The 12,508-nt window shown below is 66.4% G+C and carries 15 protein-coding genes and 1 riboswitch; of the genes, 11 read left to right on the forward strand and 4 right to left on the reverse strand.

Annotation, left to right across the window (positions count from 1 at the left end; translation table 11 throughout):
• The first annotated feature begins 71 nt into the window (after positions 1-71).
• Positions 72-1,034: a ribonuclease Z gene (locus QF047_RS08420; protein WP_307275596.1), complete on the forward strand. Its 963-nt coding sequence runs from the start codon at positions 72-74 to the stop codon at positions 1,032-1,034.
• Between the two features lie 61 nt (positions 1,035-1,095).
• Positions 1,096-2,571 (forward strand): YdiU family protein, encoded by a 1,476-nt coding sequence (locus tag QF047_RS08425; RefSeq protein WP_307275598.1) that lies wholly within the window; start codon positions 1,096-1,098, stop codon positions 2,569-2,571.
• 72 nt (positions 2,572-2,643) lie between these two features.
• Here QF047_RS08425 and QF047_RS08430 read toward each other — a convergent pair whose 3' ends face one another.
• Positions 2,644-3,483: a LysM peptidoglycan-binding domain-containing protein gene (locus QF047_RS08430; protein WP_307275601.1), complete on the reverse strand. Its 840-nt coding sequence runs from the start codon at positions 3,481-3,483 to the stop codon at positions 2,644-2,646.
• Between the two features lie 3 nt (positions 3,484-3,486).
• Positions 3,487-3,691, reverse strand: a riboswitch (cyclic di-AMP (ydaO/yuaA leader).
• A gap of 264 nt (positions 3,692-3,955) precedes the next feature.
• Between QF047_RS08430 and QF047_RS08435 the strand changes: the two genes are divergently transcribed.
• The 5 genes from QF047_RS08435 (at position 3,956) to QF047_RS08455 (ending at position 7,761) form a co-directional block, all read left to right on the forward strand.
• Positions 3,956-4,930 (forward strand): dienelactone hydrolase family protein, encoded by a 975-nt coding sequence (locus QF047_RS08435; RefSeq protein WP_307275603.1) that lies wholly within the window; start codon positions 3,956-3,958, stop codon positions 4,928-4,930.
• A gap of 104 nt (positions 4,931-5,034) precedes the next feature.
• Complete coding sequence (locus QF047_RS08440) at positions 5,035-6,228, forward strand: lytic transglycosylase domain-containing protein (protein ID WP_307275605.1); 1,194 nt, start codon at positions 5,035-5,037, stop codon at positions 6,226-6,228.
• 183 nt (positions 6,229-6,411) lie between these two features.
• Positions 6,412-6,771 (forward strand): TraR/DksA C4-type zinc finger protein, encoded by a 360-nt coding sequence (locus QF047_RS08445; RefSeq protein WP_306633868.1) that lies wholly within the window; start codon positions 6,412-6,414, stop codon positions 6,769-6,771.
• Entirely contained in the window at positions 6,768-7,334 is a 567-nt protein-coding gene (locus tag QF047_RS08450) for a DNA alkylation repair protein (RefSeq protein WP_307275609.1), read from the forward strand. Before QF047_RS08445 ends, QF047_RS08450 begins: the two co-directional genes overlap by 4 nt.
• A complete protein-coding gene (locus QF047_RS08455) occupies positions 7,318-7,761 on the forward strand; it encodes a DUF1810 domain-containing protein (RefSeq protein WP_306633865.1) in 444 nt (147 codons plus the stop codon). The genes QF047_RS08450 and QF047_RS08455 overlap by 17 nt, the downstream gene beginning before the upstream one ends.
• A gap of 65 nt (positions 7,762-7,826) precedes the next feature.
• Here the strand turns inward: QF047_RS08455 and QF047_RS08460 are convergent, their stop codons facing one another.
• On the reverse strand, positions 7,827-8,720 hold the full coding sequence (locus QF047_RS08460; RefSeq protein WP_306633864.1) for a glucose 1-dehydrogenase: 894 nt from the start codon (positions 8,718-8,720) through the stop codon (positions 7,827-7,829).
• Positions 8,721-8,873: 153 nt separating this feature from the next.
• Entirely contained in the window at positions 8,874-9,383 is a 510-nt protein-coding gene (locus QF047_RS08465; RefSeq protein WP_307275614.1) for a metallophosphoesterase, read from the reverse strand.
• 83 nt (positions 9,384-9,466) lie between these two features.
• Here QF047_RS08465 and QF047_RS08470 point away from each other — a divergent pair, with 83 nt between their 5' ends.
• Positions 9,467-9,658 (forward strand): DUF1918 domain-containing protein, encoded by a 192-nt coding sequence (locus tag QF047_RS08470; RefSeq protein WP_306633858.1) that lies wholly within the window; start codon positions 9,467-9,469, stop codon positions 9,656-9,658.
• 41 nt (positions 9,659-9,699) lie between these two features.
• On the forward strand, positions 9,700-10,209 hold the full coding sequence (locus tag QF047_RS08475) for an NUDIX domain-containing protein (protein WP_307275617.1): 510 nt from the start codon (positions 9,700-9,702) through the stop codon (positions 10,207-10,209).
• 32 nt (positions 10,210-10,241) lie between these two features.
• Here the strand turns inward: QF047_RS08475 and QF047_RS08480 are convergent, their stop codons facing one another.
• Entirely contained in the window at positions 10,242-10,919 is a 678-nt protein-coding gene (locus QF047_RS08480; RefSeq protein ID WP_306633853.1) for an endonuclease/exonuclease/phosphatase family protein, read from the reverse strand.
• Between the two features lie 167 nt (positions 10,920-11,086).
• Here QF047_RS08480 and QF047_RS08485 point away from each other — a divergent pair, with 167 nt between their 5' ends.
• Positions 11,087-11,890 carry a thioesterase family protein gene (locus tag QF047_RS08485; protein ID WP_306633852.1) on the forward strand — a complete coding sequence of 268 codons (804 nt, stop codon included), beginning with the start codon at positions 11,087-11,089 and terminating at the stop codon, positions 11,888-11,890.
• A 72-nt stretch (positions 11,891-11,962) separates the two neighbouring features.
• Positions 11,963-12,505, forward strand: a complete 543-nt coding sequence (locus QF047_RS08490) for a PadR family transcriptional regulator (protein ID WP_307275623.1) — start codon at positions 11,963-11,965, stop codon at positions 12,503-12,505.
• Positions 12,506-12,508 lie beyond the last annotated feature (3 nt).

Below are 12,508 nucleotides of genomic sequence, written 5' to 3' on the forward strand. Positions count from 1 at the left end.
AGCCATCAGCGCGAACCAAGGAAGCAGGTCCCGGGGCTTCCCGGAACCTGCTTCCTTGGTCCCCCACCACCATGCGTGAACTCGTTGTCCTGGGCACTGCATCCCAGGTCCCCACCCGGACCCGCAACCACAATGGGTATCTGCTGCGCTGGGACGGCGAAGGGCTGCTCTTCGATCCCGGCGAGGGAACACAGCGCCAGATGATCCACGCCGGCGTCTCAGCCACTTCCATCACCCGCATCTGTCTTACCCACGTCCACGGTGACCACTGCTACGGGCTGCCGGGCGTGCTGTCCCGCATGGCACTGGACGGCGTGGCGCACCCGGTGCATCTCCACTACCCCGCTTCAGGCGAGGACGTGGTCCGCGCCCTTGTGTCCATCAGCTCGCCCGGCATCGACCTGCGGCTCCGCCCTCACGGCGGAAGCGGAACAGTGGCCGAAGGCCTGGAGGTCCGGCCGCTGAAGCACCGCATTGAAACCTACGGCTACCGGCTCGCCGAACCGGATGGCCGCACCTTGCTGCCGGAGCGGCTGGCGGCAGTGGGTATCCAAGGCCCCGACGTCGGGCGGCTGCAGCGTGATGGCATCGTTGCCGGCGTCCGCCTCGATGACGTCAGCATGCCCCGGCGGGGTCAGCGCTTCGCCTTTGTGATGGACACCGCGCCCTGCGAGGGGGCAGAGAACCTGGCCGACGGCGTCGACCTCCTCGTCGCGGAGTCAACCTTCAGCGACGATGACGTGGCGCTCGCCGGCCAGTACCGCCACCTCACCGCGGGGCAGGCCGGGGAACTGGCCGGCGGCGCCGGCGCCAACACCCTTGTACTGACGCACTTTTCGTCAAGGTACGACGACGTCACGCCGCTGGCTGCCCAAGCCGGCGCCCGCGCAGCACGGGTAACGGTGGTAGCGGCTCACGACCTGCAACGGGTGCCTCTTCCGGAACGCCGCCGCTGGCAGGAGCCAGCAATGCAGGGCGGGGTGAACGGCCGGGGACTCGTTGCAAAACCCCACCGCGGGGTAGAGAGTGAATGAGAGGGTGGTTCATCAAATGGCTGACCGAGCGGAAAACAAACCACGAGGGAGGGCTTGAACAATGACAGCTGCTGCTGAAACAACAGTCACCTTTGACGGGCAGTTTGCCCGGGAATTGTCTGAGCTGGCTGTTCCCTGGCAGGCGGAGGAAGCACCGGATCCCAAGCTCCTTGTCCTGAACGAGGAACTGGCGGGTGAACTCGGGCTGGATCCGGAATACCTCCAGTCGCCGGAGGGGGTCCGGCTCCTCTTGGGCAACCATATTCCGGCGGGGGCGACGCCCGTGGCCCAGGCCTATGCCGGCCATCAGTTTGGCGGCTACTCGCCCCTCCTCGGGGACGGCCGCGCGCTTCTCCTCGGAGAGGTGACGGACGTGCGCGGGCGTGTGCGGGACGTGCACCTGAAAGGTTCCGGCCGCACGCCCTTCGCCCGGGCAGGGGACGGACGCGCCGTCGTCGGGCCCATGCTCCGGGAGTACGTGGTCAGCGAGGCGATGCACGCCCTGGGCATCCCCACCACCAGGTCCCTGGCTGTTACGGCCACCGGCCGCCTGGTCCGCCGCGACACCATGCTTCCTGGAGCAGTCCTGGCAAGGGTGGCCAGCAGCCATCTGCGGGTTGGAAGCTTTCAGTACGCCCGCGCCACGGAGAACATGGACCTCCTGCGGCGCCTCGCAGACCACGCCATTACCCGGCACCACCCCGCCGCTGCCCGGGCCGGCAACCCCTACCTCGCCCTCTTCGAAGCGGTGGTAGCAGCCCAGGCGTCACTGGTGGCGCAGTGGATGCTGGTGGGCTTCGTCCATGGCGTCATGAACACGGACAACGTGACCATCTCCGGGGAAACCATCGATTACGGGCCCTGCGCGTTTATGGACGCCTTCAACCCCGCGGCGGTCTACAGCTCCATCGACGTCGGGGGGCGCTACGCCTACGCCAACCAGCCGGTGGTGGCCGAATGGAACCTCGCCCGCCTTGCCGAGGCAATGCTGCCGCTCATCAACGAAGACCAGGAACAGGCGGTAGCCCCCGCTGTGGAGGCACTGGGCGCGTTCCGCCGCCAATACAGTGATGCCTGGTTCGCGGGCATGAAAACCAAACTGGGTTTGAAGGAGAGCGCCGCCGGCAGTCCGGAGGCAGAAGAAGCCTCGCAGGTGGTGGACGGCGTGATCGCCATTCTCAAGGACGGGCCGGTGGACTACACCTCGTTCTTCCGGAACCTCGGCCAGGCAGCGCGGGGAAACCAGCGGCCGGCCCGAGGCATGGTCCTGGACCTCGCCGCTTTCGATGCCTGGGCCGAACGGTGGCTGGCCCTGCAACCCGACGCCGGCGTGATGGACCGGGTAAACCCCGCCTACATTCCGCGCAACCACCTCGTGGAGGAGGCACTCGCCGCAGCAACAGAGGGCGACCTCGACCCTTTTAACCGGCTCGTGGACGTTGTCCGCATGCCGTACCAGGAGCGCCCGGGGCTTGAGCGCTATGCCGGGGGAGCACCCGAGGACTTCGGCAGCTACCAGACCTTCTGCGGCACCTGAGCTGAGTTGAAAACGAAACAGGGGCGGCAGGCGGGGAGAAACCCGCCTGCCGCCCCTGTCCGGGTGGTGTGGCTACGCTACGCGGACGAAGGAAGCGCCCGGGAGCCAGCTGATGGAGTGGACCTCAGTCTTGAAACCGTCCACGCCACCGCTCACAACCTGGCCGTTGCCGGCGTACACGCCGACGTGGCCGGCGGTGATCACCAGGTCACCGGCAGCGGGGGCACCCACAACGGAGCCGTACTGGAAGAACTGGCCTGGAGCCAGGTCGCCAACACTCTTACCCACGGAACGCAGGGCCTTCTCCACCATTGCGGTGCAGTCCTGCTGGATGCCGACCTGGCCGTAGGCCGAGGCCAGAATGGCAGCGCCGGCGCCCGAACCTGTTGCAGCCGGAGCTGAAGCGTAGGACACATTCACTCCGGTGTTGGCCGGAGCCGCGGCCACGGCTGCCTTGACGGGAGCAGGAGCAGCGGCGGGAGCCGGAGCGGCGGCCGGAGCAGCTGCAACGTACCCGGCGCCCGGGATCTGGATCTGGTCGCCGGGGTAGATGATCGCGGAGATCGCCAGGCCGTTGGCGGACAGAACGTCATTGAGGCTGACGCCGTAGGCAGCCGAGATGCCGCCCAAGGTGTCGCCCGAAACCACGGTGTGTACGTTGGCGGCAGCTGCCGCGGGGGCAGCCACGGCAGCGGCGGGCGCCGTGTAAGCCTGGGTGTTAGTGGTCTCGGTGGTGTCCGGTCCGGTTACGCCTGCGTGGGCCGGGGCGCCTACACCGAAGGCAATGCCGGAAGCTGCTGCTACGGCGAGCGCCGGACGGCCAAGTGACTTGGCTGAGACAGCCAAGCCCTGGAGCGCGATTGAGCGGGCCGGAGTCGCGCGGTGACGGGCGGTGATGGAATTTTTTGACACGGTTGATCGCCTCTCCCATGCCTGCGGGGTGAGCTGTCGGGTTCGGGTTGGAGATACCCGGCCGGGAGCGGCTCCGAACGGAACGGAGGGCGCTATCGACTTGACCCCAAGGCCTCTCAGGAGGCCGCGGAAATGTGGTTCCCCCGTCCCTGCCAGCTGGAAACTGATTGAATCCCGGTTCAGTGGCAGGGCTCGGCATACTGACGGGAATGTCCCGTCTGGGAGGGACACCTGAAGACCATAGCCCGCCAGGCGATCGATTGTCACATTTGGATAACATACGAGGTGCTTCTCTCGTATTTAGCAAACGACTTGATTCTCCCTACACTCCCCGTTGACCTCAGAAGATACAAACGCCGTGCGCCGCCAGGTGTTCTTTGTCACAAAGTAATAAAGCCATGCCGAAACCGGCGTCTGAATCTTGCCCACAGGGGCACCGGGTAGGAGGATGACCCCACCTGGAGGAGGCCCTGTGACTCAGCTCGGCAAGTATGAGCAGTATCTGATTGAAGAATTTTTTGACGACTACCGCGCCGGGGCCTTGAGCCACCGGACGTTCACCCGGCGGGTGGCCTTCATTACGGGCAGTATGGGTGCTGCCGCGGCCGCGATGCTGCTGGTTGGCTGCACGCCCAGTGAGGTGCCGCGCAGCACTGACCCGATCCCTGCGCCCGAGCCCCCGGTGTCGACTGCCTCCGGGACGGCCGGTTCCGGTGCCGTGCCGGGGGCGAAAAGCCCGCTTTCCGTACCCGAAGGTGCTGCTGGAATGACGACGGCGACTGTCCGGTTTCCGTCCGGTGGAACCTCTGTCAGCGCCTACTTGGCCCGCCCCAAGTCAAACGGGCCCCGTGCTGCAGTGCTGATCTGCCACGAGAACCGTGGACTGACACCCCACATCCAGGACGTGGCGCGGCGCTTCGCGAAGGAGGGCTACGTGGCCCTCGCCCTTGACCTGCTGAGCCGGGAAGGCGGAACTGCCGGCATGGACCGCGATGCTGTTCCCGGTGCCCTCACCTCGGCCGGTGCCCAGCGGCACATTGCCGACTTTGGCGCGGCACTGGAGTACCTCCGGGGCCAGGACTTCGTGGACGGTGAACGAATTGCCATGACCGGTTACTGTTTCGGTGGCGGCATCACCTGGCAGGCAGCCACCGAGCTGGACGGCCTGAAAGCCACCGCGGCTTTTTATGGGCCGGCCCCTGACCTGGGCAAAGTCCCGGGGATCAAGCCTGCGGTCTTCGGTGTGTATGCAGAGCTGGATCAGCGCATCACGGGTGCCATGCCGGCGCTCAAGGATGCTCTTGCTGCCACCGGCGTTGTCCATCAGCTCACTGTCTACCCTGGTGTGGGCCACGCGTTCCACAATGACACCGGTGACCAGTACAACGAGGTCCAGGCCACAGCCGCCTGGAAAGACACACTCGCCTGGTTCAGCCGGCACGTCTGAAGTGCGCCGTCCTGCCCGCCAAGAGGAACCGCAGGTCTCCGCTGCATAACGATGTCAGGAGGCTGGCCTTCAACCAGAGGTTGAAGCCGGTAAGCTTCCGGACTATGCCCCGGTTCGTTAGAAAAGCCCGGTCGCCCCTGCCGGCGGCCCTTCTGGTCGTGGCCCTCGCCGCGGCACTCGGGCTGGCACCGGCGGGCGCGGCGGACAGCGACCCGCCCGGCGATTACCCCTCCTGGGAAGACGTGCAGGAAGCAAAGCAGACCGAGGCCGGCAAGGCGGCTGAAATCAGCAGGATCAGCAGTTACCTCGATGACCTGCAGGCCAAATCCGAGTCCCTGGGTAACGCAGCCGTCCAGTCGGCGGCCGACTATGCCGTAACAGACTCTGCGCTGCAGGCTGCCAGCGCAAAGGTGGAGGCCCTCACCGCCCAGGTCTCACAGGCAAACACCGCCCTGTCCCGGCACCGGAAGGAGCTCGGGGCGCTCGCAGCCCAGTCCTACAAAACGGGCGGCACCACCATGGGATTCTTCGTTGCCCTGGATGCGATCCAGACCAACAGCATTCAAGGGCTCAATGTGGTGCAGATCGTCGGGGACAAAACGGCAGGACTGGTAACAAAGGCCGAATCCGCGGGCCGGATCGCCACCAGCCTGGCTGCCCGGGAAAGCGCCGCCAAAGCCGAACGCGAGCGGCTGTCCCTTGAAGCCAAGGCCAAACTCGACGCCGCCCGTTCCGCCCAGGAGGCCATGGCACGCCAGGTGGCGGAAAGCCGGCAGCACAGCGAGGAGTTGACAGCCCAGCTGGCCTCCCTCAAGGGCACGACCGCGGCAGTTGAGGGCGCCTACCGGCAGGGCCAGGCAGCACAGGCCGCTTATGAGGCCGCACAGGCCGCCAAGCGCGCCGCTGCTGAGGAGCAGGCCCGGCAGCAGGCAGAAGCGGCAGCGAGGGCGGCCGCAGCAGCTGCCGTCCGCCCGCCGGCTGGCCCAGCGCCCGCCGGCCCCGCGCCGGCAAATCCCGCACCGGCCGATCCGGTACCCGGCAACCCGGCGCCCGTTAACCCGGCCCCGGCTAACCCTGCCCCCGCACCTGGGTTGCCCGCGGCACCCAGCCCGCCGCCCGTCGTCGTGCCCTCCGTTCCGGGTGGTGCCGTTAATGATCCGGCAGGCGCCAAAAGCTATGCCTCGGGGAGGCTGGGCGCGTACGGCTGGGGCCAGGACCAGTTCCTCTGCCTCGCCCAGCTCTGGACCAGGGAATCAAACTGGCTGACCACCGCCACGAATCCCTACTCAGGCGCCTAACGGCATCGCGCAGGCACTTCCGCCTGGCAAATACTCCAGCGCCGGCAGCGACTGGCTCACCAGTTACCGGACGCAGATCGAATGGGGCCTGGGCTACATCCGCGGCCGCTACGGCTCTCCCTGCGGGGCCTGGAACCACTCGCTGGCCAACAACTGGTACTGACCCCGCGCTAGGCTTTTCCCATGCCTGACTTCGAACGGTTCCGGATCCTGCTCGAAGAGGAGCGGGCGCGGAAAGTGGTGCTGCTTCCGGCCCTCCGCGCGGACATCGCCTCGGCAAACTCCGCCCGCCAGGATTCCAATGTGGACGACGAACACGATCCGGAAGGCTCCACCATCGCCTTCGAACTCTCCCAGGCCTCGGCACTCCTGCAGCAAAGCAGCGCCGGACTGGACCAGGTGGACGCGGCCCTCGCCAGAATCGCCGACGGCACCTACGGGACCTGCGCCGTCTGCGGCGAAGCTATCGCTGAAGGCCGGCTGGAGGCACGCCCATGGACGCCGTTTTGCATTCGGCATGCGTCCGCAGGGCGCACGCGATGAGCAGCGCCGATGTTGTGGCAGCAGCAGCCGGGTTTGTTGACCGCACCCTGCAGAATGAGGGTGCCTGGTACCGGGCGGACGACGTCGAAGGCAGGCTGGGCGGCGGGCTCACCTCCTACGGATCCTCCGTTGGCGCCGTCCGTGGAACCATCCGCGACGCGCTGCGGAAGTACAAGGACTTCGATCACGACGACGTGGTGCAGCTGGCGTCCGCGCTCTGGCGACAACCGCGGCCCGGCTCCCGCGCGGTCTACGAGCGGCGGCTCGCCGCCATCGTGCTGCTGCAAACCAAGGTGGCACTGCTGCGCCATTCGGACCTGACCCGGATCGAAGGGTTCCTCCGGTCCGCCGGAACCCGGGAACTGGTTGACCCGCTGCTTGCGGACGTGGTGGCCCCGTTCCTGGCCCGGCTCACGGGCCGTGACCGCCAGCGGGCCAGCGTTGTCCTTGCCCGGTGGCGGACAGACCCGGATCTGCAGTTACGCAACGCAGCAGCCTTCCTCGAGCCGCAACCCACAGCCCAAGCCCCACCCCAAGGAGACATCCGTGAACGATCGCTATGACCTGGAACGCTTCGTTGCCGCACAGAACAACGGCGGAATTTATGACCAGGCGCTGGCCGAACTGCAATTGGGCAGCAAATCCGGTCACTGGATGTGGTTTGTTTTTCCGCAGCTGGCGGGCCTCGGCCACAGCGAGACATCCCGCCGGTACGCCATCAGCTCCCTCGCAGAAGCCAGGGACTACCTGGACCACCCGGTCCTGGGTCCGCGGCTGCTCGAGTGCGCCCAGGTCCTCACCACCCATCCGGACCGCGCCGCCACGGACATTTTTGGTGGCGTGGACGCCCGGAAGCTGCACTCCTCCATGACGCTGTTCCTGCGCGCAGCTCCCGGGGAAACCGTCTTCAAGACCGTCCTGGCCCGGTTCTTCGACGGCCAGCCCGACCCCGCCACCGACGATCTGCTCGCCGGCCGGGACGAAGGCTAATGCAGACGGCGGTGCCTCGCGCGTCCTGCGCCAGGCACCGCCGTCGGATGTAACGTTCCCTGGCGCTACGGCGTGGGGCTGCCGCCGTTAACGTTCAGGGTTTCGCCCAGGACATAGCTGGACTCCGCCGAGGCCAGGAAAACGTAGGCCGGGGCGAGTTCGGCCGGCTGCCCCGCCCGGCCAAGGGGCGTGGACTGGCCGAACTCCGGCAGCTGCTCCTTTGGCTGGCCGCTGCTGACCTGCAGCGGCGTCCAGATGGGCCCGGGCGCCACCGCGTTCACGCGGATGCCCTTGGGCGCAAGCTGCTGCGCCAGGCCCTTGGTGAAGTTGTTGATGCTCGCCTTGGTGGTGGCGTAGTCCAGCAGCGTGGGGGACGGGTTGTACGCCTGGATCGAGGTGGTGTTGATGATGGTGGACCCGGCCGGCATGTGCGGAACCGCCGCCTTAGTGACCCGGAACATTGCGTAGACATTCGTCTTCTGGGTGTGGTCGAACTGTTCGTCCGTGATCTGGGCGATGTCCTCCTGCGCCACCTGCTTTCCGGCGTTGTTGACCAGGATGTCCACCCCGCCCAGCACGGCCACTGCAGTGTCCACCAACTCCTGGCAGGCGGCGGGGTCCTTCAGATCGCCGGGGACCTTGACTGCCTTTCGGCCGGCCGCTTCGATGATGCCGGCGATGCGGGCTGCGTCCTCTTCTTCCTCCGGCAGGTAGGAAAGGACAACGTCCGCCCCCTCGCGGGCGAAAGCAATGGCCGTGGCCGCACCAATCCCGGAATCGGCCCCGGTAACGATCGCCTTCCGCCCGTCCAGCCGCCCTGTACCGCGGTAGGTGTCCTCGCCGAGATCCGCCTTCGGCGACAATTCCGCGTCCAGGCCGGGCTCGGGCTGGTGCTGCTCCGGCGGCGAGATCTTCTCGTAGGCGGTGACGGGATTTCGGAAGGTGTACTGGTCAGTCATGGTGGTCCTCCTGATGGGTAGGGGTGGAACACAGAAAGCTAAGTATGCTTACCGTTCCAGCCTAGGCAATCAGGCAGGCCGCTGCCAACCCGGATTCGTGTCGATCAGTCCGGATTTTGATTCGCACTCGCGAGCCCCGCCATCTTCGGGGAGTCAGTCGTCCCGGTGGACTTCTACGAGCCGGACCTCTACCAGGGCACCGGCGTCCACCACGGCCGTCATGTAGGTGCAGGCAGGCTGGCGGCGCCTGTCGGTAGGGGAACCGGGGTTGAGCAGCCGCAGCCCCCTCGGGGAGACCGAGTCCCAGGGGATGTGGCTGTGCCCAAAAACCAGCACGTCAGCGTCCGGGTACAGTTGCTCGCACCGCGCCTCCCGTCCCTTTGCCTGCCCGGTTTCGTGCACCATGGCAAAGCGGACATCTTCCAGAATGACTGCTGCCGTTTCCGGCAGCCGGGCCCGCAACTCCGGCCCGTCATTGTTTCCGTAGACGCCCACCACGGAGCGGCTGCGCTGCTCGAACTCATCCAGCAGACCGGCCGTCACCCAGTCGCCGGCGTGGAAGACCACATCGGCGTTTTCGACGGCGGCCCACACCTGTGCAGGAAGTGTTTTGGCGCGTTTGGGAACGTGGGTATCGGCGAGCAGCAGGATGTTCAGCGGCATGGTGAAATCCTGCCATGCCGGCTTTGTTCCTGCCCTTTCCGCTCCGCGCCGGGAGTCGTAACCTAGGGCTGGAGGTGATTGCCATGGAGGCAGCACAGGGCGACCGGATCATTGTTCACGGCAGGAACGTGGGGTCCACGGACCGGCACGGGGTAATACTCGAAGTCCGCGGCCAGGGCGGAACGCCGCCCTACCTGGTCCGCTTTGACGACGGGCACGAAACCGTCATGTACCCCGGCGGTGATTTCGCCGTCGAACACCACAACGGGCACTAAGGCGCGTGCGGCCCGCATCCTCCACCTGTCAGACTGGAGCGATGAATCACTCACTGGCCTCCGCCGCGTCCTCCACTCCGCCTGTCCGCACGGGTCCACGCGATCCCGGCGACGCCTGGGTGGAGGGGGACCGCGGCCGGTTCTGGGGCAGGTTTGGTGCGGCCGGCGTCCTGGCTTATGACCCCGTCAAGGGTGTGCTCCTGCAGCACCGGGCCGTCTGGAGCCATAACGGCGGGACCTGGGGCCTGCCCGGCGGGGCGCTGCATGAGGGCGAGGATGCGGTGGAGGGCGCATTGCGCGAAGCCTGGGAGGAGGCCGCCGTGCCGTCCGGGAACGTCGAGGTACTTTTCACGTCCGTGCTGGACCTGGGCTACTGGTCCTACACCACGGTGGTGGTGCTGGTGACGGAACCGTTCGATCCCGTCATCAGCGACCCCGAGAGCATCGAACTGCTGTGGATACCGGTGGCCGGCGTGGAAAGCAAGGAACTGCACCCGGGCTTCGCGGCTGCCTGGCCCGGGTTGCGGGAACGGATCGGTACCCCGGCGTAGCCCCGCCTGAGCAGGTCCGGGTCCAGTCCTGCTTAGTAGTCCTTGCCGTACTCCGCGTGAACAAGGATGGGCAGGTGGTCAGAGTTGCCGCGGGGCAACGTCTCAACACTCTCGATGTCCAGTCCCAGCGACGTGGCGAAGTCGAAGTGGCCCTTAAAGACCTTGTAACGGGTATACGTCCGCCGGTTGCTGAGGGAGAGCGCATAGCCCGAGTTCTTCATATGGAGGTGCAGGTTCTTGGTGAAGAACGGGTAATTGAAGTCGCCCACCATCAGCGTCATCAGGCCCCGCCCCATGCTGAGCAGCTCGGCGTGGGCGGCGTGGATCTGCTTGCGGCGCAGGGAGTTTGAGGCCGTGAGGGGCGCCGCGTGGAAGGAGCCGATCACCAGTTCATGCTGGGTCTCGTTGTCCACCACCCGCGTCCCGATGAGCCGCTCGTGCGCCGGAGCCAGGACCCTGTCGTGCATCGACTTCTTGAGTGCGAAGGACTGGGTGTCCAGCGCAGTGAAACGGCTGGTGCGGTAATAGATGGCCAGCCCCAGCCTGTTTCCCTTGGTCGCATCGGCAAGGTGGAGCGGGCCGAGGGTCTCGGGGAGGTCGGTGGCGTCCACCTCCTGGAGGCAGAGCGCATCAATATCGTGGTTCCGTGCCAGGGCAAGGAGCTCGCCGCTCGCTTTGTGCTTGCGGAGGTTGTAGCTGATGACGCGCATGAAACACCTCTTCCGAGGGTTGCTGACAGGACCGTTCAAGAGTCTAGTCCGATGACAGCCGCCAGGCGCCAACATTTCGCCGCGTCCTCAAACAACCCATGACGGTTGCCTGCCCGCACAACGATAGAGTTAGTGCGAATTCACTGAAATCTCCGGGAGGGCCACCGTTGACCGCTGATCTGCCTGAACTGGCCGAGGGAAATTACTACTACCAGTCCCTGGGTGAAGGACGTTTCTGTTCCACGATCCATGCCCAGGGTGCCTGGAACGTCCACGAGCAGCACATGGCGCCCGCGTCAGGCCTGATGGCGGACTGCCTGGAGCGGCACCAGCCGCGGACGGGGCTGCGGATGGCCAGGTTGAGCTACGAGATCCTGGGCCTCATTCCCGGCGGTGATTTCCACATCGAGACCACCACACTCCGGCCGGGAAAAACCATCGAGCTGCTGCAGGCAGAGCTGGTTGCCGGCGGCCGGACGGCCATCCGGGCCACGGCATGGCGGATGATAACCAGCGATACGTCCGCTGTCGCGGCCATTGAGGATACCGCCATTCCCGGCCCGGACGAATGCAAGCCCTACGACGGCGCCTCCGTGTGGCCCGGCGGTTACATCCGCTCCCTTGAGATGCGCGTGGCGGAAGGGCACCGGCCCGGGGCCGGCAAAGTATGGCTGCGCACGGACCACCCCCTGACGGACAGGGCAGACAGCGGCGACCTCGCCCGCCTGATGGGGCTCGTGGATACCGCCAACGGCATCGCCGCGCGGGTGCCGCCAGGCAAGGACAGCTACGCCTTTCCCAACGTTGACCTCCAGATCCACATGTACCGCCGCCCGGAAGGGGAGTGGCTGGGGCTGGACAACGCCGTCTCCTTTGGCGGGGACGGGATCGGCCTCACCTCAACAGTCCTGCATGATCTACAGGGCCCTTTCGGGCGCGCGGAACAGATTCTGACGCTCCGCAAAAGCTGACCTACGCAGCCGCCACCGGATGTATCGTTAAGTGTCGTTGTATATCGTTGGCGATTTACAGAGGAGACCAGTGTGCGTGATTCGTACCCGGCAGGCGGCTTTGGCGGAAACAGCATCGATGGCATCTGGCAGGCCGTCGAGGAACTCCGTTCACGGTTCGAAAAGCGCGGGGGCACGCGCGCCGGCAAGGGCGAGGTGCGGGCAGCCGTGCTGGCCCTGCTCGCGGAGCGTCCCATGCATGGCTACCAGATCATCCGTGAGATCGAGGAGCGCAGCGGCGGCAGCTGGAAACCGAGCGCCGGCTCCGTCTACCCCACCCTCCAGCTGCTCGCCGATGAGGGAGTCATCAGCGCCGAGGAGTCCAATGGCCGCAAGATCTATTCGCTGACAGAAGCAGGCCGTGAGGAGGCGGCAGGCGGCCGCCCTGGATCGTCATGGAGTGCCGCAGGGCCAACAACCGGCGCAGGTGTTGGGTCCCTGCCCAGAGCCGGTATTGAGCTGGCGCAGGCTGCAGCGCAGGTAGGCCGCACAGGCTCACCGGAGCAGGTACAGCAGGCCGTGGCAGTGCTCGAAGAAGCCCGCCGGCGGATCTACTCCATCCTCGCCCAGGGCTGACCC

Source organism: Arthrobacter sp. W4I7, from assembly GCF_030816215.1.
GTDB lineage: Bacteria > Actinomycetota > Actinomycetes > Actinomycetales > Micrococcaceae > Arthrobacter > Arthrobacter siccitolerans_A.